This is a genomic window from Brakhagea baltica, assembly GCF_052161605.1.
Taxonomy (GTDB): Bacteria; Planctomycetota; Planctomycetia; order Pirellulales; family Pirellulaceae; genus JBKCUI01.
In genome coordinates, this window is the sequence record NZ_CP197409.1 from 6,065,301 (window position 1) to 6,088,521 (window position 23,221).

The 23,221-nt window shown below is 52.1% G+C and carries 18 protein-coding genes; 11 read left to right on the forward strand and 7 right to left on the reverse strand.

All coding sequences use genetic code 11. The annotated features are described in order from the left end of the window. Positions 1–45: 45 nt before the first annotated feature. The 5 genes from SH449x_RS23745 (at position 46) to SH449x_RS23765 (ending at position 5,932) form a co-directional block, all read left to right on the forward strand. Complete coding sequence (locus SH449x_RS23745; RefSeq protein ID WP_482378561.1) at positions 46–756, forward strand: hypothetical protein; 711 nt, start codon at positions 46–48, stop codon at positions 754–756. 151 nt (positions 757–907) lie between these two features. Further along, positions 908–2,041: a DUF1559 family PulG-like putative transporter gene (locus tag SH449x_RS23750; RefSeq protein ID WP_482378562.1), complete on the forward strand. Its 1,134-nt coding sequence runs from the start codon at positions 908–910 to the stop codon at positions 2,039–2,041. Positions 2,042–2,142: 101 nt separating this feature from the next. Continuing rightward, entirely contained in the window at positions 2,143–2,619 is a 477-nt protein-coding gene (locus SH449x_RS23755) for a carboxypeptidase-like regulatory domain-containing protein (protein ID WP_482378563.1), read from the forward strand. Positions 2,620–2,779: 160 nt separating this feature from the next. Then, positions 2,780–4,192, forward strand: a complete 1,413-nt coding sequence (locus tag SH449x_RS23760; protein WP_482378564.1) for a tetratricopeptide repeat protein — start codon at positions 2,780–2,782, stop codon at positions 4,190–4,192. A gap of 9 nt (positions 4,193–4,201) precedes the next feature. Further along, positions 4,202–5,932 carry a CRTAC1 family protein gene (locus SH449x_RS23765; RefSeq protein WP_482378565.1) on the forward strand — a complete coding sequence of 577 codons (1,731 nt, stop codon included), beginning with the start codon at positions 4,202–4,204 and terminating at the stop codon, positions 5,930–5,932. Between the two features lie 62 nt (positions 5,933–5,994). Here SH449x_RS23765 and SH449x_RS23770 read toward each other — a convergent pair whose 3' ends face one another. Continuing rightward, positions 5,995–6,222, reverse strand: a complete 228-nt coding sequence (locus SH449x_RS23770) for an FmdB family zinc ribbon protein (RefSeq protein ID WP_482378566.1) — start codon at positions 6,220–6,222, stop codon at positions 5,995–5,997. A 395-nt stretch (positions 6,223–6,617) separates the two neighbouring features. Here SH449x_RS23770 and SH449x_RS23775 point away from each other — a divergent pair, with 395 nt between their 5' ends. Then, positions 6,618–6,953, forward strand: a complete 336-nt coding sequence (locus SH449x_RS23775; RefSeq protein ID WP_482378567.1) for a rhodanese-like domain-containing protein — start codon at positions 6,618–6,620, stop codon at positions 6,951–6,953. 29 nt (positions 6,954–6,982) lie between these two features. On the opposite strand, the gene cimA is transcribed toward SH449x_RS23775, so the two are convergent. Next, positions 6,983–8,554 (reverse strand): citramalate synthase, encoded by a 1,572-nt coding sequence (gene cimA / locus SH449x_RS23780; RefSeq protein ID WP_482378568.1) that lies wholly within the window; start codon positions 8,552–8,554, stop codon positions 6,983–6,985. A 324-nt stretch (positions 8,555–8,878) separates the two neighbouring features. Between cimA and SH449x_RS23785 the strand changes: the two genes are divergently transcribed. Both SH449x_RS23785 and SH449x_RS23790 read left to right on the forward strand, forming a co-directional pair. Next, a complete protein-coding gene (locus SH449x_RS23785; protein WP_482378569.1) occupies positions 8,879–9,496 on the forward strand; it encodes a sigma-70 family RNA polymerase sigma factor in 618 nt (205 codons plus the stop codon). After that, positions 9,493–12,570, forward strand: coding sequence for a serine/threonine protein kinase (locus SH449x_RS23790; RefSeq protein ID WP_482378570.1), 3,078 nt, complete (start codon positions 9,493–9,495; stop codon positions 12,568–12,570). The genes SH449x_RS23785 and SH449x_RS23790 overlap by 4 nt, the downstream gene beginning before the upstream one ends. Here the strand turns inward: SH449x_RS23790 and SH449x_RS23795 are convergent. Next, on the reverse strand, positions 12,559–13,554 hold the full coding sequence (locus SH449x_RS23795; RefSeq protein WP_482378571.1) for a sugar kinase: 996 nt from the start codon (positions 13,552–13,554) through the stop codon (positions 12,559–12,561). The two genes, SH449x_RS23790 and SH449x_RS23795, sit on opposite strands and share 12 nt — an antisense overlap. A 349-nt stretch (positions 13,555–13,903) precedes the next feature. Here SH449x_RS23795 and SH449x_RS23800 point away from each other — a divergent pair, with 349 nt between their 5' ends. Next, positions 13,904–14,722, forward strand: coding sequence for a glycerophosphodiester phosphodiesterase (locus SH449x_RS23800; RefSeq protein ID WP_482378572.1), 819 nt, complete (start codon positions 13,904–13,906; stop codon positions 14,720–14,722). Between the two features lie 60 nt (positions 14,723–14,782). On the opposite strand, the gene SH449x_RS23805 is transcribed toward SH449x_RS23800, so the two are convergent. Further along, on the reverse strand, positions 14,783–17,863 hold the full coding sequence (locus SH449x_RS23805) for a PQQ-dependent sugar dehydrogenase (RefSeq protein WP_482378573.1): 3,081 nt from the start codon (positions 17,861–17,863) through the stop codon (positions 14,783–14,785). Between the two features lie 942 nt (positions 17,864–18,805). Here SH449x_RS23805 and SH449x_RS23810 point away from each other — a divergent pair. Further along, a complete protein-coding gene (locus tag SH449x_RS23810) occupies positions 18,806–19,525 on the forward strand; it encodes a hypothetical protein (protein WP_482378574.1) in 720 nt (239 codons plus the stop codon). 62 nt (positions 19,526–19,587) lie between these two features. On the opposite strand, the gene SH449x_RS23815 is transcribed toward SH449x_RS23810, so the two are convergent. The 3 genes from SH449x_RS23815 to metF all read right to left on the reverse strand — a co-directional run bounded on the left by SH449x_RS23815 (position 19,588) and on the right by metF (position 22,520). Further along, entirely contained in the window at positions 19,588–20,355 is a 768-nt protein-coding gene (locus tag SH449x_RS23815) for a helix-turn-helix transcriptional regulator (RefSeq protein WP_482378575.1), read from the reverse strand. Positions 20,356–20,827: 472 nt separating this feature from the next. Next, positions 20,828–21,649, reverse strand: a complete 822-nt coding sequence (gene proC, locus SH449x_RS23820) for a pyrroline-5-carboxylate reductase (RefSeq protein WP_482378576.1) — start codon at positions 21,647–21,649, stop codon at positions 20,828–20,830. A gap of 4 nt (positions 21,650–21,653) precedes the next feature. Next, entirely contained in the window at positions 21,654–22,520 is an 867-nt protein-coding gene (metF, locus tag SH449x_RS23825; protein WP_482378577.1) for a methylenetetrahydrofolate reductase [NAD(P)H], read from the reverse strand. A 150-nt stretch (positions 22,521–22,670) separates the two neighbouring features. Here metF and SH449x_RS23830 point away from each other — a divergent pair, with 150 nt between their 5' ends. Next, positions 22,671–23,204 carry a type 1 glutamine amidotransferase domain-containing protein gene (locus SH449x_RS23830; protein WP_482378578.1) on the forward strand — a complete coding sequence of 178 codons (534 nt, stop codon included), beginning with the start codon at positions 22,671–22,673 and terminating at the stop codon, positions 23,202–23,204. Positions 23,205–23,221 lie beyond the last annotated feature (17 nt).

Below are 23,221 nucleotides of genomic sequence, written 5' to 3' on the forward strand. Positions count from 1 at the left end.
TCTCCTCATTCCTGTAACTATTCTTTTTGCTAGAGAGCTTTTACTATGATCAAGTTGTTGTTGGGAACCTGTTTAGTGGTTGCTGCCTCCTTTATTGCCTGGGGAGTGATATCCCAGACGCATCCTGTTTTTGTGGCGACTGAAGTCATCGAGGAGTCTAGAAAAATAGGAGTACTGACGGAGGAGATGTCGGCGGCGGTGGAATTAGAAGATTTTAAAGCCGCTCTCGTCACGTTTGCGATTTGGGGAGCAATAGTGGGGCTCGCGGTAGGAATTACCAGTCCATTGGGAACCAGCAAACTCCCGCTAAGGTTGATCGCAGGCATTCTTTTGGGATCCATTGGTGGGCTTGCTGCAGCCTACATCTCAAATCGGTACTCGAGATTTTCCGAGCCGCCCACCGATTTCCTGACGTATTGGCTAACTCGTTGGACGGTCGTGTTGCTCCCGTTGGTAGTAGCGCTCGGCGTTACCGCCTCCATCTCTGATTGCAGCCCCAAAAATATTCTGGAGAAGATCATAAGGGGGGGCGTGGGAATGGTGCTCGGAGTGTTGCTGTACGTTTTTTCCATGGGATTATTCACCCCCATCGAGCAAGCTCAGTACATTTTCCCTGGCTTCAAATCCAATTCCGGACTGCTAATCGTAGCCTTCGGTGGATTAACATATCTGCTTCTAAACCTTAGAACAACAGGCTCGTCTCCCGTAAAGTCAACGGAAGAAATCGCTACTCCGGAGCCAGAAGGGGGGGTGTGAATCCTCGTTGCAGCCCCTTTGCGGGGGAAAATTTTCCTTTTAGCTGGTCAAATGTTGTTTACGTGCCCTCTGTACTGCTGTAAACTTCAATGGTTTAGTACTCAACAATTTTTGTTGAATTTCTCTTCATTTTTGTTTGGAGTGTCCTTTTATGAAAAGATCTTTTCGCCGAGGGTTTACCCTCGTGGAGCTGTTGGTGGTGATTGCCATCATAGGCATCCTGGTTGGGCTGTTGCTACCAGCCGTGCAAGCAGCACGAGAGGCGGCTCGTAGAATGAGCTGCAGTAACAATCTCAAGCAGTTGGGATTGGCGATGTTGAATTACGAGTCAGCATTTAGGCGATTCCCGGCTATGGGGATCATGAACGATACTAGCCCAGGGCTGGGTCGCGAAGGCAATACTTATGCGTGGACGATTGCAGTTTTGCCGTTCATCGAGCAAACGCCACTTTACAACAACATGATGGCTAGAGCTCGTCCGAGTGGTCCTGGACTTCCTCGTCCCTGGTCGGGCACCCCGAACTGGGCTTACGTCGACGCGGAAGAGTTCCAATGGGGGGTGGGGCTACGAAACTGGAATGTTGATATTCCGAGCTTCATTTGTCCGTCAGACCCTCCGCCTCCTGATCGAAACGAAAGCCCCAGCTTGTTGAACTACAAAGTTTCTATGGGGGATACTTACTTCCAAAACCATTTCCCTGTTTCTGCTTGGGGAGCACGGGACAATCGAGGTGTCTTCCACATCAATCGATTCTTGCCCATGTCAGGTATCAGCGATGGCACGTCGAACACGGTTCTTTTAGGGGAAGTCGCGGGTGGTGGAGCTCCACGTGATCTCCTAGGTGGGGTCGCTCAAGACATGCAGGCTTGGGATCCGGCTAGCTGCCAAGCTCGCGTCGGGTTAGTGAACGGTAGACGACAGCTGACCGGTCCAGTCCGTGAAATCTTCCGTCCCGTTTCCGGTAGGGCTTGGGATGGACGTCCCTACTTCTGCGGCGTAACAACCATGTCCGCACCTAACGGACCTCACTGCAATTGGGGCGGTGGTGACTGGAACGAGTCCATGGTTCCCGCGAGCAGCTTTCACTCTGGTGGTGCTCAAGTCGCTATGGCTGATGGTTCGGTACAGTTCATCTCTCAAGCCATCGATACTGGTAACCAAACCATTGTGCAACAAAGCAATGCGGGAGGAATGGCACTCTATGGAGGCCCGTCGAATTACGGTGTCTGGGGTGCTTTAGGGACCAGAAACGGTGGCGAACCCAACACCAACTTCAGCAATTAATCAATTCCATTGATATCTGTTTGATGCGTGCGGATGTTGCCATCCGCACGCATTTTTTTTTAATAAATTTCTGATACTCATATACAGACAGGAACATTTCTATGCACAGATTTTTAGCTTGTGCCGCAATCGTCCTTTTGGCATCTTGCGGCGGTCCAAAACTAACAAAAGTGAGTGGCGTAGTCACCTACAAAGACAAGCCATTAGAAAATGTGACGGTTCAGTTCGCTCCCGATGGTGGGGGCGTTGTGGGGGCTGCAACCACCGATGCTAACGGGAAATATGACATCGGTTGTTCGCTTGGATGGGGAGTCCCACCAGGATCGTATACGGTCAAGATTAAACCTCAGATCACGGCAGCGGCGGGACCAGCTCCTAACCCCATGGCTGGATTGACACCTGGATCTCCCGAATATGCCGAAGCCTACAAGAAACTTATGTCAGGTGGTGGCAATCCAAACGATCAGTATAAGCCCGCAAAGAAAGATGATGTGTTTCCGGACAAGTACCAACAAGGGGCTCTGAAGGCGATGGTGCAGGCTGTCGGCTCTCAGAATATTGATTTCAAGCTTGAGTAAACCGCTTGCCGGTTTTTCGAACTTCTGCGTAAGCCAATTGCAACGCAGGCTAAATCCTAGCCGACTCGTTGCCATTGGCTTTTTGTATAGGCGATTCACGCGCCTATGCTAAGATGCATTGGACGAATGTTGGTGGTGATTCTAGAAACGTGAGTGTGAGATGGGTTGGCAGAAGCTGTTGGGGCTACTCGCTATCGGACTGTTGATGTCCGGCATGGTTATCGGTTTCGTTGTTTGGTTGACACCACTTCCCGAGCTTACGGAAGAGGAGAAAGTCGCCTATCTTGCTGCACAGGGGTTGTTGCCATCCGATGCACCTTCGGAACCGACCACTGCTTCTACAAAGCCAGCGATTCCACCGAGACGAGTCCCTCCTACAATTATCTTACCGGAGAAACCCACAGTGTTGGAAACACAGGTGGTGCACTCCAACGTGAAAGAGATGTCGGAATGGTTGATCGCAAAATATCCGAGCGATCCTGGAAGTTGGCATATTGCAGCGCAAGCGTACGCGGAATTGAGCCAATCTGAAAAGGCTGAGGAGTACTGGAAAAAGTGCATCTCTCATAAACCTCAACACTTTGGCCCGTACCTGGGACTCGCGGATGTACTAACAGAAAAAGGGCGGTTTCAGGATTCCGTCGACGTTTTGAATCAGGTGTTCGCTCTAGGAGGGTCCGCCCCCGAGGTTTATACAAAACTCGGCGAGGCTCTGGAAAATCTAGGGCAGATCCCAGAAGCAAAAATGGTTTTTGAGAAAGGATACAAAAATTTCCCTGAAGAAACCGGGTTTCTTTTGCGGCTCGGACGAACCCAAGTTCAAACGGGTGAGCTCGAACTGGCCGAGGTCAATATTCGCGAAGCTATCCGAAGAGAAGGTGAGAATCAACAGAACCTTCTCGCGCTCAATGGAGTGCTCGCTAGGCTAAACAAGCGTGACGAAATTGCGATCGTTCGTGAAAAACTTAAAAGCCTTGCTCAGCCCGAAAAAAAAGTTGAGCCTACAGCCACGTCTTTCCAAGAAGGCTACGAGCGAGCGCTCACCGGAAGTATGAGCCAGATCTACGAATCTGCAGCCTCACTTTGTTTGCAGCAAAAGGATTTTGAAGATGCCGAAAAACTGTATATGCAATCTCTTCAAATCGATCCGAAATGGACTGCGGCAATTAAAGGGCTCTCTGGCGTCTATCTGGATACCAAACGCTGGGAAGATCTAATTCTAGTGCTGCAAGAACTGATCGAACGTGAACCTGACCAACTGATTCACCATGTCAACATGGCTAGCGCGTTGGTTCAGGTGGGGGATGTCGATGCTGCGGAATTGGCATTGTTAGAGGCACTCAAGAAAGATCCCGGTTTCGACCTAGGCAAAATTGCGTTGTGCAAGCTCTACCTCGGCGCTAACCAGGCGGAAAAGGGAGTAGAACTGATTCGCGAGGTTGCCGATTCCAGTCCCGATGCTTCCATATACATGCTGCAGGCAGCCATTCTCGAGGCGGCAGGGGACAAGATCGGTGCTCAAGTGGCGAAACAAAACTCAGATCGATACTCTACCGGTGCGGGGCAGCGTTAAGTGCTCCGAATGGTATGCCCCCTGATCATGGTGTTGCGTTCGCCCGGCATCGCTAGCTGGATTGTGGTCGCTGGCCTGCTGTTGGGATTCTCCGTCTCTTCGGCGCAAGAAACTGCGACTAGCATCCGGTTCCGGGACGCGACCGAATCGAGCGGTCTCTCGTTCAAGCATCAGGATGGGAGTGACGGAAATCGGTACTTGATCGAACTGATGGGGGCGGGAATCTGTTCCTTTGATGCGGACGGCGACGGGCTCGTGGACGTTTATATGCTCACCGGTTTTGACCTTTCTAACCGAGGCGTCCGACCGGCAGAAGACGATTCTTCGAATCAGTTGTTTTTGAATCGAGGAGGCTTTCAGTTTCGCGATTGCACTGCTTTCTCGGGTGCTGGCGCTCGCGGTTACTCGCTTGGGGTCACCGCAGGCGATTTTGACCATGATGGATTCACCGACCTCTATATCTCCAACTTTGGACCGAACGTTCTATTACGAAACAACGGGGATGGCACTTTTACCGATGTGTCCGATGAGGCTGGCGTCGACGGAGGAGATCAGTTCGGAGCGGGTGTCACGTTCCTGGATGTCAACAACGATGGCAATTTGGATCTCTTTGTAGGGAATTATGTCGAATTCGATTTCGATCGCCATTTTCAGTTAGCCCCCAGAGCGTTCCCCTATTCGCCTGGGCCCAAGGATTACCCACCAGCAAAAGATCGGTTGTTTGTAAGCAACGGCGATGGAACGTTTCGAGACGCGAGCCAGGATTCGAGGATCGCGAGTGTTGCCGGACCAAGTATGGGTGTTGTGGCGGCTGATTTCGATGATGACGGAGATATCGATGTTTTTGTTGCCTGCGATGGTGCTCCGAATCTCTTGTATATCAATGACGGAGCAGGTAACTTCACCGAAGAAGCACTGTTTGTTGGGGTCGCGTTTGACCTGCGAGGCAATGCAAATGGCGGCATGGGGGTCGATGCGGCAGATATTAATGGAGAAGGGCTCATCGATTTGTTCGTCACCGACTATTCAGACCAATTCCCCGAGGTTTTCTTAAATGGGAAGCCAGCAGGAATCTTTGAAGACGCAGCCAGACGCTTGCAAGTCGGCGGGGAGGTCTTTCAACACGTGAACTGGGGCATCGGACTCGTAGATTTGGATTTGGATGGTGATGTCGATGCGTTCATCTGCAACGGCCACTTGCTCGAGAATGCGAAAGACATCGAACCGAACACAGCGTATGGCGTTGCGAACGTCATCTTGGAAAACGATGCGGGGCGTAGGTTTCGAAATGTTACCTCGCTTGTTGGGGACGCTTTGCGATTAGCGGAGAGCAGCCGGGGGGCTGCGTTTGACGACTTGGATAACGACGGAGACATCGATGCTGTAATCCTCAATTGCGATTCCTCCTGCCAAGTTTTAGAGAACGAATTGGCCGGTGGCAAAGATTGGATTGGTTTTCGCCTAGTTGGAACCAAATCGAATCGGACCGCCGTTGGGGCCAAAGTTGTAGTGCGAGCCCGAGGTGCCGAGAAAACGCTCTGGAAACTCAACGGACGAGGCTACCAAAGTCACTACGGGGAAAGGCTGCACACAGGGCTGGGCGCACGGTCTCCAAACGAGCCAAATTCAGTGGAGCCTCGCGTTGAAGAAGTCATCATCTTTTGGCCGGGCAATCCTGAACCGCAAGTCATCAAGAACCTCTCCGCGAATCAGTACCACACCATCGTAGAGCCCCATTGAAACTTTGAGAACGGTTTGGAATCGCGAGTTTGAGGTACCCTTTAGAGTGGTCTGAAGATTGGTCAGTCTCCGAACATACAGCCCCGAGCGCAGGCTGATCGCCCGCAGTTTCCTGCTTCCACGGGGGCCGAAGAGCCTTGGCCAGAAATAACGGGTGTGCTGATGACACTCAGAGTTTTCTCGAGCTTTTTAGAGCCGCACTCTGGGCAGTCCGGCTTTTGCTCCGCATTGTGCAGGAAAAGCTCGACATGGGCATGGCAACTCTTGCAATCGTATTCGTAGATCGGCATCGGTTTTGGTGTCTGCTAGGGTTTATTTTTGGATCAGCTAGGCGGTTCATTTTGGCGGGTAGCGACTTCGCCATTCTATGGATGATAGCCAGTGATGCTATAAATTTCTAGTTCGAGGATCGCCGTCAATAAACGGGAATCCCGCTGGCTCGCACAGCGGATTGTTAGGCTTCTCGCTAAAGAAGTTATAGCCCGTCCTGCCCGCGAATCCCGCCGACTTGAACGGCGGATCGTTAGGTTTCCGGCTTGCGAGGCAGCACCGGCGAGTCGGGCTGGAAACGTAACGATCACCTGGACGAGCCAGGTGCATTCTCCCGGACAGTCCGCTTGCTCAATCCTCTGTTTCGCTTAGCATACTGCCAGAGTTGTTCGTTGCGATTTTTTAGGAGATGTTGATGGAGATTGACGTAAAGACCGTTGCTGAGTGGATGAATACCGGAGTTGATTCGACAGGAGCCAAAATTGCTCTGATCGATTGCCGCGAACAATCGGAATGGGACATGGCGCGCATCGAGGGAGCGGTGCTGATTCCGATGTCCAGTTGGCCTCCCTCCGACGAGCAATTAGCGAGCATGACTGGTAAGTCAGTCGTTGTGCACTGTCATCACGGCGGTCGTTCCTTGCGCGTGGCTCACTGGTTTCGCAATAATGGCCATCCCGAGGCATTGAGCATGGCCGGTGGTATCGACGAGTGGAGCCGAGAAATCGATCCCACCGTTCCAACTTACTGATTCGCGGTACCGAGTTCGCGGTGCGAATTCTAGCGATGCAGTTTGTGTTCGAACGCATCGACCAAGGCTAACCAACTGGCTTCGATGATATTTTCGCTAACGCCGATGGTTCGCCAGGTTGTCGTATCATCCGCGCTTTCGATGTTCACGCGGATGTGGGCCGCAGTTCCGGCTTGCGCGTTGACGACACGAACTTTAAAGTCGACTAATTTCATCGAGTCCAACTGCGGATAGAACGGCAGCAACACCTTTCTCAAAGCAGCATCCATGGCATTCACGGGGCCATGCCCTTCAGCAGCTTCGACTAGGACACGATCCTCTACTTGGACCTTGAGAATGGCTTCTGCGTAGGGTTCCGAGGTTTGCGGGTTCAAGTCGCCGGCCAGAACCTGATACTTGATTGTTTCAAAATGCTTGGTATAGGTACCGGAACAGCGGCGGACGAGCAGATCAAAGGAGCCTTCGGCGGCTTCGAATTGGTAGCCCTGGTTCTCTTTGATGACGACTTCAGAGAGGATCCGATCAAGTGTCTCTCGATCGGCGGCCAGCCCTGCGTTTTGCGTAAGGGCCGCGATATTCGAACGCCCCGAGAGTTCGCTGACCAGAATACGACGCTCGTTACCCACGAGGGTCGGGTCCATGTGCTCGTAGGTATGGGTGTACTTATTGATCGCATGGACGTGCATGCCACCTTTGTGGGCGAATGCGCTTTTGCCGACAAATGGCTGTCCACTGCGCAGTTGCAAGTTGGCTGTTTCGTAGACGTAACGAGACAGTTCGGTCAGATGGTTGAGTGAACGACCACCCAATACTTGGTAGCCTTTCTTCTTGAATTGCAGATTCGCCATGATGGCAACCAAATCCGCGTTTCCGCAGCGTTCGCCAATCCCGTTGATGGTCCCTTGAACTTGGTCGCATCCAGCGTCGATGGCAGCCAGTGAATTAGCCGTGGCAAGATCGCCATCATTGTGGCAATGGATTCCCAGCTGAACCCCCAATGGTGAGAGAGTCTCGGTGGCGATCCTTACGATCTCGGAGGCTTCCTCGGGGAGCGTTCCTCCATTGGTATCGCAGAGCACAATCCACTTGGCTCCTGCTTTGGCCGCTGCGGTAACGGTCTCGAGGGCGTAAGCTTGGTTGGCTTTGAACCCGTCAAAAAAGTGTTCGGCATCGTAAACCACCAACGAATGCTTACTGAGGAATTCGACACTTTCCGAGATCATGTCGATGTTCTCTTCGAGCGAAACACCCAAGACGTTGGTCGCCTGAAAGTCCCACGTTTTTCCTACAACGGTGATGGCCGGGGTTTCGGCTGCGACGAGTGCCTTCATGCCGGGATCGTCGCAAGCAGCGATGCCTCGGCGACGAGTCATCCCAAACGCGGAAACCAGCGAGTTACCTAAGGATAGTTTCTTTACTTCCTTAAAAAACTGCGTGTCCTTTTCGTTCGACAGCGGGTAGCCCCCTTCGATCATGTCGACGCCGATCTCCGCCAATCGAGAGGCAATATTCAATTTGTCCTGCAGCGAGAGGCTCACTCCTTCCCCCTGTGTGCCATCTCGAAGGGTTGTGTCGTAAATGCAGATGGATCGGTTCGTCATAATTTCGGTTACTGAGGCAGAAACAAAAAAACCCCTGAGATTAGCTCCAGGGGTTCTACTATGGATGGTTCACTTGTAAACAGCGAAAGCCCCGGAGCAGTTATGCTCGGGTAATAATAATTTTCGCTATCAAATTCCAGGTGTTTTTTGTCATGTCTTTGGGTGGCTTCCGAGGAAGCGTACTACGCCAGTATAGCAGCCGCTTGCACTTGGTGAAACCCGGCCTTTTGAGAAACACGTGCCCAACAAAAGCAGCATTTTTGCAGCACTCCTCGCGACTGGAGGGGAGTATTCGGGTTTAAATACCGTATTATGAAAGTCACCATGGACGATAAGAACTCCGAAACACCCATTAACCAGACCTTCGACGCCAACGCGTTTTTCTCGGAATTTACCCTCGCGCGGCCCAAGCTCGAACGAATCGTAGAATTCCGGATGCACCCGAGCCTGCGCAGCCGGCTCGATCCCTGCGACGTTCTTCAGGAAGCGTACCTTCAAATGAGTCGCAGACTAGACGAGCTCGGGCCTGATTTGCCAGTTTCTTTGTTCGTTTGGATGAGGCAGAAAACGGTCCAAACCTTGATTGATATTCAACGTTCCCACTTTCGGGATAAGCGGGATGTCATGCGGGAAAAACAACATTTGGCTTTAGAGCATGGTCAGACAAGTTCTCTGTCGATAGCTCGCTATTTGATCGATGACGTGACCTCGCCCAGTCTCGCCGCAGCTCGCTCCGAGGAATTAGCCCAACTCCAGCAAGCTCTCGATACGATGAACGAAATCGACCGAGAGGTTCTGGCCATGCGACATTTCGAGCAGCTCTCCAATGCGGAAGTGGCTCAAGCTCTCGATCTAACTCCCACGGCCGCCAGCAATCGATACATTCGGGCCGTCACGCGACTTGGGGAAATCATGAAGTCACTTTCATCCAGGCCGACATGATGAGCTCGCAACCGGCCGAATCGAACGAACCAGACGAAACTTCGAGGCATCCTGTCGAGGTCTTAGCGGACGATTTTGCCGAGCGCATTCGCAACGGAGAGAACCCATCGATTGAGGAGTACGAATCGAAGTATCCGGAATGGGCTTCGGTGATACGCCAAGTTTTTGAACCGATCGCTATTGTCGAACGGATTTCAGCCGAGCATCACGCTGAAGCGACGAAGCCTGCGTATACCGCTCCCAGCCAACTCGGCGATTTTCGGATCGTACGCGAAATCGGCCGGGGTGGGATGGGGATCGTTTACGAGGCCGTTCAGGTTTCGTTGCAGCGTCGCGTCGCTTTGAAAGTGATCAACTCTCAAACGGCCGACCAAGAAAAGTTAAGGGACCGATTCCGTCGAGAAGCCGAAGCGGCCGCAGGGCTCCACCATACGAATATCGTCCAAGTTTATGGGAGCGGTGAGGACAACGGGGTTCACTATTATGCAATGCAGCTAATCCATGGAGCTCCCCTCAACGAGGTCGTCGATTGGCTCCGGCAACCGGCTCTATATAAGAAAAGAACTGATAATAGCATCGTAAGCCATGCAGGCCACAAGCTGTTGGCAACCAGCACATTCAACAGATCAGATACAAACGCTGAGCCGAACCATCACCCTACCGTCCAAGTCAGGGTATTCGACACGACCGACCTGCAAACCGAAAGCGACCTGGAATCTGACGAACAACTTGCCGCCAGCGGGCCCGTTCAGCAACAATCGTCGAGCCTCGCTGGCACATTACCGCACGCCTATTACAAGAACGTAGCACGCATCATTGCGGACGTTGCTGACGCTTTGGGTTATGCGCATCGCCAACGAATCCTGCATCGCGATATCAAACCAGCAAATTTGATTCTCGATCGTGAGGGATCGATTTGGGTTACCGATTTCGGCTTGGCTCGTCGGCTCGACAATGAAGCAGCAACACAAGCGGGCGAAGTGCTCGGGACGATCCGCTACATGGCACCCGAGCAAATCGCAGGGGGCGGCGATGCCAGGATGGATATCTACAGCTTGGGGCTGTGTCTGTTTGAGCTCGTGACTTTGCGCAATCCATTTGATGCACCGAAGCAGAGACTGCTAGATCCACTCCGATATTCCGTTCTCCCCGGTCCTCAAAAGATAAATCCCAATGTGCCCAGGGATTTGGATACGATTATTCGCAAAGCTTGTGCAATGGACGTGGATGCACGATATCCGAACGCCATTGAGCTAGAAGCCGATCTGCGTCGTTTTATTGAGGATAGACCGATCCTGGCGCGCAAATCGACGTCTTGGGAACATTTGCAGCGATGGGCAAAACGCAATCCCGCTTTAGCCAGCCTATCGGCCTTTTCGATGTTGATGCTTATGACGCTGGTGGTCATGCTAGGAATCTGGAACCGTCAGCAATCTGCCTCGCTCGCAGAGATCAATCGACTGTACCAAGAAGCCGAAACCAGTCTTGTCGAGCGAACCTCAGCTTTGGACAAAGAGAGACGTGCCAATCTTCGTGCCGAAGCCAATCTGCAACTAGCCACCCAAGCGTTTGATACCATCATCGACAACATTGCCTCGCGGGGGAACCAACTTTTCGACTACGAGGAGTTGGCCGACGATTCGCTCGATTTCAGTGGAACGATGCTCAGCCAGGCTGACGTCAGTTTGCTCGATACGTTGCTGGCTTACTTTAAACAGCTCGGTGATCAAAACGAAAAGGACTTGAGCATCGAGACAGCCTCTGCCCAAAAACGCGTTGGCGATATCCAGCAAAAAATCGGCAAGCTGGAAGAAGCCGAGAGTAGCTATCTCAAGGCACTAGAGATTTATAAGAGCTTGGCAAAGAAAAACGAGGTTCAAACCATTGATCAACCCGAGCTTTTGCGACAGCAGCTCGCGATCTATCAAGAGCTAATTTCTGTTCAGTCTCAACAAAGCAAGATTCTGCTGGCTTGGGAAGCCTATAACGATGGGCGGCGGTTGATCGAACTCGATCCCGAATTTCTAAAGTCTCAAGATGGGCGTTTCCAGCTTGCAAAGCTGCTTAATCGGATTGGCAGGATGTCCACGCAGATGCCAGGTCGCCCCATGCGAGGAGAGCGCCAACCACCTCCTCTTAACAACCGAGATATTAGAGGGAATCAGAATCGACCACGATTTATGGAGTTCGCAGGTCTTCCTATGGCAGCTCGCTTGAGAAAAGAAACAGAGCTGAACCGTGAGGCGATTGATCTGCTGAATGGTCTCATAGCCGAGTCCCCTGACAAGGCATCCTATCAAGCGGCCCTGGCTCAGGCATTGCGTGATGAGTCACGCATCGCCATGGTTCGCAATGAAAAAGAGGACTCCGAAAGAGCGTTGCTCCAGGCGGTCGAGCTACTGAATCGATTGATCGAACGAAACCCGGATTCCCCGACTTACCGATATCAATTGGCGGAGACACTATTGGCCTCTACCGCCCGCCCGCCCACTCGTGGCCCCGGCGGCGGACCTGGCGGTGGCCCCGGCGGCGGTTTAGGAGCAGGTTTGGGAGCCGGACCGGGCATGGGCTTTGGATTAGGGCCCGGTGGTGGCTCAAGTGGTGGCCGCGGCGGTGGACCCGGCGGTGGACCCGGCGGCCAAAGTCCTCCTAACGAATCGGAGCCCTTGAGCAGTCTCGATATTGAGCGTTTGGATCAGTCGCTGGAGATTTGTAACAAGCTGCTGGAGGAACATGCCCTCGAGCCCGCGTACCTCGCGTTAAAGGGGGCTATTTTATCTAGGAAAGGACAAGCCACTTCGGTCATCGGACGTCCTCAAGCCATCGCGAGTCTAGAAGAATCGGTTCGGATCTATCGCGGACTATCCGAACGATTTCCCGACTTGCCTCTTTATCGCACCCAGCTGGTCGAGTCACTGCTGAGACTGAGTCGGATCGAAACAAATCGGACCAAGGCGATGATGCACTTAGATCAGGCGACGGCGGAGGCCAGCAAGCTCGGCAGCCCGCAACTACGAAATCAAATGGGCCCCATACTCGAGCGAATTCGAGAGAGGCGACAGTTAGCGAACTAAACCATTGCTGCTCGCGTTGTTAACAACACCCTGAGATCTCAGAAGCCTTTCAACCTCGCTCAGTTCGATCAGTGGCAGGTCGCCGGGAATCGTGTACTTTAGTCTAGCCACCGTGGTGCTCCAAAGTAGCGAATCCTCAAGGGATAGGCCGCTCAATTGTGCGTGCAAATAGCCTGCTGAGAACGCATCGCCGCCTCCCAGCCGACCAATGGGTTCGACCGGTTCAATTGTTTGAAAGCAAATGCGGTCTTCATGACCGGCAATCGCACCGAGACTTCCCAATGTCATAACCGATTGGCGACCCTCGCGATAAGCCAACAGGCGTTGCATGGCAGCTTGGTAATCGGCTCCGCAATCTATTTCCCAAATTGCAGCTACATCTCGGTAAGCCGAGAACAACAGATCCGCTGATCGGAAAAGATCATCAAAGTAATTTCGAGCCTCACTTTGCAAACAGAGGAGACTCCGATAGTTAACATCAAACGCAATCTGCCAATTAGCGAATCGTGCCAACTCGACCGCGCGGTGTATGAGCCTGCGGGAGCGTTCTCCTAATGCCAATGAGATGCCACTAACAAGTAACCACCGGGAGCGGCCGGGGGCGAACAGTTCCTCCGGTAGTTCATTTGGTTCAAAGTTCGCGAACGCGGAATTAGCGCGATCGTAAAAAACGCGACTTCCTCGTGGCATTGGGCCGGTCTCTAAAAAATAGAGACCGACTCTATCCTGGTCGGTCCAGACTACATGGGACACATCTACTCCTTGGGACCGAATGGTATCTGCGATGGTTCGGCCCATGGGGTTGTTCGTAAGTCTCGACAGCCATGCAACTCGGTGTCCTAGTCTTGACAATCCAACAGCGGTGTTAGATTCGCTTCCTCCCACGTGAATTTGCATCGCGCCCGCTTGTTCCAAACGCTCATTCCCAGGTGGCGAAAAACGGAGCATGGTTTCTCCGAGAGCAACAACATCGTAACTTTGCATGGCGGGGGAGGAGTTGAGGTTATGAAATTTGGTGGGAAAAGGAGACTTCTCGCTTAACGCTACCTACTGGTTACCAGGCTCCGCCTGGAAACCCAATGTCTTTCAGGCTCTGCCTGATATTTCGGGCGATTCATAGATGCCTTAACGGCATCACAAACGAGGCAGAGCCTCCAAGGCATCTCGTTCCAAGGCAGAGCCTTGGAACGAGATGTTAACTGGTGGGGGTGGGGTATCATACCAGCGAGCTATCCTTCTTAGGTATTCCTAACACGAAATTCACTAGGACATAGATGGTACTCGAGGTAAGATCCCCGGTTTGTAGAGTTCCCCCCCTTCCAGAAGGAAAACCATGTTGAAATCATTCGTTTGTGGACTTATGTTTTCCGCACTTGTAATCGGCAGCACTTGTAGTGGGCAAATGATCGTCGCTCATCGCGGTGCATCCTTTGATGCACCAGAAAATACACTCGCGTCCTTCCAGCTCGCTTGGCAACAAAATGCGGATGCGATCGAGGGAGACTTTTACCTTACCAAGGATCAAAAGATCGTTTGCCTTCACGACAAAGATACTGCTCGAGTGTCTCCCAACAGTCAAAATCGCAAGGTTGCGGCATCGACTTTAGCAGAACTGCAAGCTCTCGATGTCGGAAGCTGGAAAGATCCGAAGTTTGCAAGCGAGCGAATGCCTACGCTGAGTGACGTATTGGCGAATGTTCCAGAAGGGAAAAAGATTTTCGTCGAAGTCAAATCCGGCCCTGAAATTATGGATGAGTTAGAGAAAACGTTGCTTGCAGCAGACCTCAAGCCAGAACAGATCGTGATTATCGCTTTCAACATCGAAGTCATCCGCCAATGTCGTCAGAGAATGCCTCAATTCAAAGCTAGTTGGCTGGTCTCCTACAAACAGGATCCAGAGACTGGAGTTTGGGCTCCTCGACTTGCTGACGTCCTGAAGATGCTCAAGGAGAATGGTGCCACCGGTTTGGGAACCAATGGAAATGCGGACGTTGTCGATGAAGCGTTTGTTCGGGCCGTTCGCGATGTTGGGTGCGAATTCCACGTTTGGACTGTCAATGATCCGACAGCAGCCCTTCACTGGAAGAGCTTGGGAGCAGATTCAATCACCACCGACCGCCCGGAGTTTATCCGGCAATCACTTGGCAATTGAGTTTCATCATTGCTGCTAGCCGAATGAATTTGCCTCACCGATCGCATTCACTTCTCGCGATCAGTCTTTGAGGCTCGACAGGTACGCCAGGAGATCCGCCATCTCCTGGTGAGTCATCGAGCGTCCCAGCCCCGAAGGCATCAGCGACTCGGAACTCTGTCGCCATGACTCGATCTCCTCCTTGCGAAGCTCGCGTCGCTCTCCCTGCGCGTTCTTAAGTGTCAACAACTCATCCGTTTGCGACTCGACAAGCCCGGTTACTTGTGTTCCGTCATCTAATAATATGCTTTGCGTCTGGTACTCAGGTGCAATAACTCGGTTGGGATAAAGAATCGATTCAAAGAGTTGTTGCGGGCTTTGTCGAATTCCAATTCGATCCAGATCCGGCCCAATTGCGATTCCTCTTCCCGATACACGATGGCACGCGGCGCATTGACTTTTGGCGGAATCAAAGAACCACTTCTCACCCCTTTCTCGATCTCCCTCCCAAGGTGCAACATCCGCAAACTGAGCGTCATCTCTGAGTCGTGGTACGCGCTCGGTCGCAGGCAAGTGGGCTTCGAAAAGGGAGCTCAGTAGCGGGTCTCCCAGAGCTATGATCCGCCTCGCCAAGTCCTGCGATCTCTCGCGTTGACTGGCATCGCTCGAGCTATACCTATCCCCGTGTAGTGGTATCCAGCTCACTGCCAGTCGCACGCCGTCCTCACGGCAGGCTGTCTCCACCGATGCCGTATCCTCGAAAGATTTTCCAGCTAGCGTTTCAGTACTAGCCCGATCCTCTTCGTATTTCGCCAAAAACCTTTCCGTCAAAACGAAAACTTCATCTATGGATTGGGGCTGCGCCTGAACAACCTCTGGTTTGTCGTTTGAGTCGATGTTTGAGTCGATGTTTGAGGCAACCACCCCACGGATCCACTGAGCGATGATGTCGCATCCTGCCCAGTCCACCTCCTTTGATCCAATGTGCGGCATGCGTCCCAGAGAGGAACTCATCATTCTCAACAAAACGATGCTCCGATTCGGTTCGCCAGGCTGAATGAGAGCGCCGCTCTGGAGGCCTAGCAACCCCTTGCTGGGAACGACCTCAACCGCTCGCAACTCCGATAAACTATCCTGAATTCGCAGCGAAAGATCGACCGCTGCACCAGCTCCGAACTGATGGCAATGGGCACAGTTAACATGCAGATAAGCTCGAGCTTGCGCATCATAATCGATGCTGCCGATACTGCTCGCATCACTAATTTTGGTAGGTCTCATTTCGAGCGACTTGCGGACGGTCCTTAACGGATCGATCTTCGTTCCCGATTCGTCGATGCATTGAATGATCTCTCGTTGAACCAGTTCCATCAGTGGCGATTGCTTGCCTCGCGACGGGCGATGCAATTGCTCAGGAGTGAAAGCAAGTGTGATTTCAGCCCATGGGTTGTGACATTGCAAACACTCACTCCGTCCTAGCACTCGATACGTGAATGGCTGAGGATCTGTAATCGTTAGCGTCGTACCTTGTGCTGGGACTAACTCAGCATCCGTTTGCTCGTTGTTCCATGCATAGCTGTAGCCGTTCCATAGTCGACCATCATAATGCAGGATCTGAGTTTCCAGCCGTCTTCCTCGCCACTGAATCGTCTTGGCTAAAACGGCGTCTTTGGGATAGTGCAAACGGCTTTGAAACATAGCCACGCTTTCCACAGGACGTGGATACTCAAAGAACTGGACCGATGTATTGGGTGGAATGTATAGCAAATGTGAAGCCTCAGCGCCATCCTGCCACTGCGGTTGGTTGATTTCAAAGGGGACGAGATCTCCTTGCGGAAGTAGGTGGATCGTGTCAGAGAACAAACCTGTTTGACCGAGCTTGCGTGGGAATTTGCTAGCAGCAATCCGCTCTCGTTCAAAGTTTTCGTTCTCGACTAATCGAAATAGGGTTGTCGGATTCTGATGACTCACAACCAAGGGGTCACCATCACGGTCTCGGGAAAATGCGATAATGCGGATCTGATCGCTTGCCACTTCGCGATAATTCCCTGCGTCCGAAAGAGGAAAGGCCCAGATACGTCCGTTGATCCAATCCCCAAACAAATAATGATCGCGTATGGCGGCTAGTCGAGTACGCGGATACACCATCCCACCCGTGATCGAGGCGGAATCAACATGCGAAAGGACAACCGTCGGGGAAAGGATCGGGGTTGGCCCGAGAGGTAGATTGGGTTGAATCCACTCGTTTCCTTCTCGGGCAGCCCAGCCATAATTTCCTCCGCGGACGACTTCGTGGATCATCTCCCACTTTTCCCAACCGACGTCTCCTAGAAAAACTCGACCGGAAGCTGGATCGACATCGATCCGCCAAGGGTTCCTGAGTCCATAGGCCCAGACCTCTCCTCTCGCATCTGGCAAGTCACGAAAGGGATTGTCCTCAGGAATAACATACGGCACGTTGGGAGTTGCACCACGGACGTCGATACGCAGAACCGATCCTAGAAGATCGGAAATATCTTGCCCGGTTTTCAAACGATCCGGTGGGCTCGGGTCCGTTGCATCTCCAGTGGTAATCAGCAAACAACCTGATGTATCGAACGCCAAATCGCAACCATTGTGCCCACCATCCAACCAAGAAATAATGGGCAGCTCACTCGACAGATCGATCGTGGGTGGTTCGCTTGGCGAAATTGGTTCCGAGATACGAAATCGTGAGATTCGGCTCCCGTCAGGTTGAGGCTCCCCGACACGTTCCAAAATCATGCAGACATAGATAAACCGATTCTCGGCGAAATCTGGATCTAGAACAAAGCTATACGTTTCTTTGCAGCCGCGAAAGCGAGCGGTATCGAATGAACGAAGCTCCTGCCTGAGGTCGGCGAGCAAATCAGCCTGTTCCACTTGTTCGTCATGTGGAAAGCTCCAAAGTTTTCCTCCTAGTTCGCATACGATGTAACGCTGCATAGCAGGTTCCCAACGAACGTGCATCGGGTCAGAGAATTTCAAGCTAGGAAAGGCCGGTGCGACTTGCAACGGGAAAGGGGCCTCTGGTTTCCCCTGGATCAAAACCTGTGCTGCCTGGTCATTATCGCCCGAATCCGAATCTACGCTTACTGGATCGCTCGCGTGTGCGAAGCAACCAAATGAAAACAGCCACGCGATCATCACAACAAACCGCGTGAGGCCGCAAAGTTGGGATCGAGAATTCAGCGATTGCCATATCATTGATGAGGAACCTGAGACGCGATTATGAAGTGGGAGGAGTAATCTCCTGGAGGAGAGCCAGCACAAGCACGTCGAGAAGCTTTGCAACCTCGAGTGTACCGTCCCCCCATGATAACGAATAAGGTAGTTCGCATGTTGCGCCTACATGCCCACTTGGTCCGAGCTGAAAGTCTCGAGCTGTTGAAAAGCTTTGCCACCCCCGTAGTGGCCGAGGCAACGAGGCCCGCCCCCCTGGACCAACGGGATGCGGTAAGTCTCACGTCTGCGAACCCGTAGTGGCCGAGGCAACGAGGCCCGCCCGCCTGGCGCGAATACGGCACGAACTCAAACGCGAAACGTTTGCCAAGCCTCAGACGATCTCCCGTGCAAAGAGCCTCACAACTTCGTTCACTACTTCCCTGCTGGCCTGACGAAACGGTGGTAAACATTGGGGATGGTTGGGATGGCACTGGGTTGCCTCTACCAAATCTTTCGACCTACATTTTTTGACAGCCCATGCTTTGCGATTTCAAAATTCCAGCAGATTCAAGGAATCCAGCAGATCGTCTCTTTAGTTTATCTCGATCCAAAAACAGGGTGTGTCGAAAGATGTAGAGCAAAAAATAGAAGCAAGAAATATGACTGGCACCCAGCGAAGCCAACCCTACTCTGGATCCCTCACAGGACTTTGTAGGGAGACGTAGCCATCGCGGTTCAATCTATTGCCTGCCCCCGCGAATGCGGGAATTGCAAAACGCACTTGCTCCCGTTAAATTTTCAACTTGGGTAGGGTTTGTTCTATTGATCAACTTGAGCTGATTGAAAAATGCTTGTACCAAGTCGACCGATGAACGCCCAGTACGCTACCATCAACCACTGGTTTCATAAACAAGGAGAGATTGAATGAGTTTCTTAAAACAGGCTCAAGGTTATGGATTGTCGGAGTTGACCTTACGAAGCACGCTTTTTGCAATCTGCTGTGTCTGTGCCGTTTCCTCTTCAGCTTGGGCACAGAGGTCGGGAGGTAGCACACTAAAAAGTATGCCGCCTGTTACGATCACGGTCCAAGCAGCTTCCTTCGAGTACCGGCCAGATCTTGGGGGAGTCTACGATCGTACGAGAGGAATCGTTTGGGGGTATTCTTTGACTGGTTACTCAAATTCAAGTTCAACTCACAAATTTGCGATGTCGTTGGGTTCTGCTTACGCTTCACAGCTAAAAAAAGCAGGTGACGACAAGGAAGCCTATTACTATTACCTATTGGTAACCTATGGCATCGATGATCCGTCCCTCTTGGAGGCTGCGGAAAAACTTTGGTCTGCTGCAGATGTCGCGGCGCTTTCCAATAATTGGCGAATTCCTACGCTTTCGGAGTCCCGAGATGCAGTATCACGCGGACTGTTCACCTACGGAGTAGGCGGACTGAACATGTGGACCGGAAGCCCAGCTGATGTTAACTTCGGACTTCCTTACGACGGGATTTTGACATGGACTTCCAATACGGAGAAGTCGAAAGGCAGTACTTCTGCATGGGCATTCTCGCCACGTGACGGTGGAGCACTTTTGATCGGAATCGGTTCTACAGCGGACGCGATCGTCGTACGCAGTTACACCGGTCCATAAACTGTAATATCGATTTGCTGAGCCATAATACAGATCAGAATTACCATGAATTATGAGCACACTTACGATAGGAACTGAACTAAAAGTTCGGCCCGACTTGTGACCTCAAATTTTTTATAGATTTCTTTGATGTAGTCTGTAATCGTATGGTCGCTTAGCTTTAGTTGACTTGCGATTGTCTTGCGGGAAGCTCCTTTTAAAAGCAGCATGAAAACTTGACGCTCGCGCGGCGATAGATCTGTGACCCGCGTGGGAATGGATTCAGCTGCTTTGAAGCGATGTATCCAATCAATAGCAGGAAATGCAAGATCAACAAAATCTGCTTCCTGCCGTGTAAATCTTGGATTTCCTGCTCTTCGGTGGAATCCAATGGAGCTGTACGTTTCGCGGTCTAGTGGGACCAGCGAGAAAATGAAGTCGTCGAAGCCTAATGAGCGCCACAAGGAAGAGACCTGTAGGGTTTGCCACTGTTCGTCACAGATGAGGTCCAGCCGCATGCGCGTAATAGATGTTAGTTCTTTTACTGCCTGGTAGAGCGGCTTGACCACGGCGGGAGCTAGCTCAGGATGAATGATGATTCTGTAGAATTCCGCACGTTCCGTTTCGTCCGTGAAGCCGTCATCAACACAAGCGGTGATCATAGCGTCGCCTGGCACGCGCTCATTGATCCTCCCTGTAGTCCATATCCACACGTCAGCTTGAATCGATTCGGCAATGCCCGTCGCAATGACCTTTTTTCGATCGACGAGGTTCATCTGAACTGACGGATCCGTCGCAGATGCAAGCAGTGCCAACAATTGACGATACCATTTACCTGATACTGACATCATTGGCTCCCGTACTGTAAACGCGGAACTTCTGGTCATTATTCGAACCGCGATGACATCCTACACGACACAACTTTGTCGATATTGTATGCGAGTTTTACCCCACTGCAATGCTTTCCCTGAAGTTGAGCGAGCGAATGATTTACCCAGATGGGTGGCACTGGGTTTCCTCCACCAAATCTTTCGCCCTACATTTTTTGACAGCTCATGCTTTGCGATTCCAAACTTCCAGCAGATTCAAGGAGGCCAGCAGATTTAAAAGCGCGTATGAGACTCCGGGATTCCATCCCTATTCTGAGATGGATTGTTGGCCTCCCTGAATCTGCTGGAGAACCCGGACTGTTCAATCGTCTCTTTAGTTTATCTCGATTCAAAAACAGGGTATGTCGAAAGATGTAGGGCGAAAAATAGAAGCTCGAAATTTGGCTGGCACCTATCGACAGCACCAAGCGAGGCCAAACCTTATTGACCTACTTTATTTTTCGGCATCTTTGCCGCCAAGCTCGCGTGAGCGTGTAACGGCACTATCGACCGCTTCGATCACGGCGTGACGAAAGCCATTTCGCTCCAATGATGCAATCGCAGCTATCGTCGTTCCACCTGGACTGGTTACCTGCTCTCGCAAAACCGCTGGATGCAATCTGGTGTCTTGTACCATGACCGCCGCACCCAAAACCGTCTGCGTGGCTAGTTCCAACGCCGCCGTGCGACTCAAACCTGCCTTGACCCCGCCATCGCTTAACGCCTCGATCATCATCAACACATAGGCTGGCCCGGAACCGGACACCCCCGTCACTGCATGCAATTGATCGTCGGTGCAGCGAATGGTTATGCCGAGTGAATTGAAGAGGGCTTCGCACCAAGCTGTATCGTCTTGGCTGACTCCAGTCGCTACTGCCATACCGCTGGCTCCCTTGCCCGATTGGCAAGGTGTGTTCGGCATGATGCGGATGATATTGCTGGTCCCAAACCACTCGCATAGCTTTGGGATGGAAACCCCCGCCACGATGGACACGAGTAGATGTCGGTTCTGGACCAAAGGTCTGAGCGATGTGGCAATCTCGCTGAGCACCTGCGGCTTGACTGCGATGACGATGCGATCACAGAGTTCAAACAATTGCTGAGCTGAATCGCAAAGTTGGCAATCAGGGAAGAGTTCTTTTAACTTCTTTTGCTGGCCAGGATTGGGCTCGCAGAATACTAATTGTGGCGAGGCCGAGCCGCTAGCTGATCGTGCTGCCCCCTTGGCAATGGCGGTTGCCATTTGCCCGCCACCCAGTAAACCAATGCTGCTCATCGTATTACTTGCCCCAACACTCGTGAAGCACTTCCGAAGTGGCTTGGGATTTGTTGAGTACGTAGAAGTGCACGCCAGGGACTCCCTGCTGGAGCAACTCTGCAACTTGTTCTCGGGCGAACTCCACCCCGACCTTGTGCTGCCAGTCAGCTTCCGAGTTGCTTTGCAGGCGATTGATGAATGATTCGGGCAAACTAGCTTTGCAGAGTGACGCAATCCGCTGGATCTGAGCGAGGTTCGTTACAGGTAAAATCCCAGGTACGATCGGAATGTTGATCGCAATCGCGCGGCAGCGATCGACAAACCGAAAGTAATCTTCGTTCTTGTAAAAGAGTTGCGTCACGACAATGTCCGCTCCCGCGTCCACTTTTCTTTTTAGATTGATCAAGTCGGTCTCCATGCTCGGGGCTTCTTGATGCACCTCGGGGTATCCAGCTACGGCGATTCCCAATGGTGAATATTCGGATTTGATGAGCCGGACCAGGTCGTTGGCGTATCGGAAACCGCCGTCGGTTTGTCGGAACTCGGTCTCCCCCTTGGGCGGGTCTCCTCGCAACGCGACGATATAATCCGTCCCAATCTCGATCGCGGCATTCAAGTACCCACGCAACTGGTCGACCGTAGAGCCCACGCACGTTAAATGGGAAGCGACGGGAATGGAAAATTGTTGTTTCACCTTCTCAAGAATCTGAAGCGTTCTATCGCGAGTGGAGCCACCAGCCCCATAAGTACAGGTGAAAAAGTCAGGGTTGAACTTCATCAGGTCACCGACCGTGTTTAGCAGCGGTCCGACCCCTTCTTCCGTCTTGGGCGGAAAGAGCTCAAATGAAAGTCCTTTTTTCGTACCTTTAAAAAAATCACCAAGTCCCATGAAGGGTTTCCTCAAAACCATAGTTTGTGGGTAGAATCGATCTGAGGTAGTGTACCTTGTTCGCTGTGATGCACCTATAGGTTTCCGTCGCGATAAATGAGACACATTAGATTCTGCCCATAAAATTCTCGAACATCCCTCCAAAACTGTATGACTGGTCCTCTTCATAACCGCCGCGTCCTTTCCTTGGTCGGAGATATCTATGAAGATTTGGAGCTTTGGTATCCCAAGCTTCGGCTCATCGAGGCTGGTGCCGAATTTGTCACCGCTGGGGAAAAGGCGGGCGAAACCTACGCTGGCAAGAACGGGTACCCCTGTATCTCCGACATAAAAATTGAAGATGCTAATCCTGCGAGCTTCGACGCAATTCTGCTGCCGGGTGGCTTTATGCCGGACCGATTGCGACGCCGGGAGGATGTCAAAGAGTTGATCCGCCACTTTGATCAGGCAGGCAAATGCATAGCCGCGATCTGCCATGGAGGCTGGTTGGCTATCTCAGCAGGTGTCTATCGCGGGGTCCGAGTCACGGGTTCGCTCGGCATTAAGGATGACTTGGAAAATGCGGGTGCCATTTGGGAGGATGCTCCTGTCGTGGTCGATCGACATCACGTCAGTTCCCGCAAACCGGACGATCTGCCATGGTTTGCTCCAGCTATGATCGATGTCATCGCTAAACAAAAGTGATGCCGATCCTCTCGTGT

Bases quoted from the DNA above. Each gene is read 5' to 3' on its own strand.
- SH449x_RS23745 (WP_482378561.1), top strand. From the start codon at position 46: ATGATCAAGTTGTTGTTGGGAACCTGTTTAGTGGTTGCTGCCTCCTTT.
- SH449x_RS23750 (WP_482378562.1), top strand. From the start codon at position 908: ATGAAAAGATCTTTTCGCCGAGGGTTTACCCTCGTGGAGCTGTTGGTG.
- SH449x_RS23755 (WP_482378563.1), top strand. From the start codon at position 2,143: ATGCACAGATTTTTAGCTTGTGCCGCAATCGTCCTTTTGGCATCTTGC.
- SH449x_RS23760 (WP_482378564.1), top strand. From the start codon at position 2,780: ATGGGTTGGCAGAAGCTGTTGGGGCTACTCGCTATCGGACTGTTGATG.
- SH449x_RS23765 (WP_482378565.1), top strand. From the start codon at position 4,202: ATGGTATGCCCCCTGATCATGGTGTTGCGTTCGCCCGGCATCGCTAGC.
- SH449x_RS23770 (WP_482378566.1), bottom strand. From the start codon at position 6,222: ATGCCGATCTACGAATACGATTGCAAGAGTTGCCATGCCCATGTCGAG.
- SH449x_RS23775 (WP_482378567.1), top strand. From the start codon at position 6,618: ATGGAGATTGACGTAAAGACCGTTGCTGAGTGGATGAATACCGGAGTT.
- cimA (WP_482378568.1), bottom strand. From the start codon at position 8,554: ATGACGAACCGATCCATCTGCATTTACGACACAACCCTTCGAGATGGC.
- SH449x_RS23785 (WP_482378569.1), top strand. From the start codon at position 8,879: ATGGACGATAAGAACTCCGAAACACCCATTAACCAGACCTTCGACGCC.
- SH449x_RS23790 (WP_482378570.1), top strand. From the start codon at position 9,493: ATGATGAGCTCGCAACCGGCCGAATCGAACGAACCAGACGAAACTTCG.
- SH449x_RS23795 (WP_482378571.1), bottom strand. From the start codon at position 13,554: ATGCAAAGTTACGATGTTGTTGCTCTCGGAGAAACCATGCTCCGTTTT.
- SH449x_RS23800 (WP_482378572.1), top strand. From the start codon at position 13,904: ATGTTGAAATCATTCGTTTGTGGACTTATGTTTTCCGCACTTGTAATC.
- SH449x_RS23805 (WP_482378573.1), bottom strand. From the start codon at position 17,863: ATGATCGCGTGGCTGTTTTCATTTGGTTGCTTCGCACACGCGAGCGAT.
- SH449x_RS23810 (WP_482378574.1), top strand. From the start codon at position 18,806: ATGAGTTTCTTAAAACAGGCTCAAGGTTATGGATTGTCGGAGTTGACC.
- SH449x_RS23815 (WP_482378575.1), bottom strand. From the start codon at position 20,355: ATGATGTCAGTATCAGGTAAATGGTATCGTCAATTGTTGGCACTGCTT.
- proC (WP_482378576.1), bottom strand. From the start codon at position 21,649: ATGAGCAGCATTGGTTTACTGGGTGGCGGGCAAATGGCAACCGCCATT.
- metF (WP_482378577.1), bottom strand. From the start codon at position 22,520: ATGGGACTTGGTGATTTTTTTAAAGGTACGAAAAAAGGACTTTCATTT.
- SH449x_RS23830 (WP_482378578.1), top strand. From the start codon at position 22,671: ATGACTGGTCCTCTTCATAACCGCCGCGTCCTTTCCTTGGTCGGAGAT.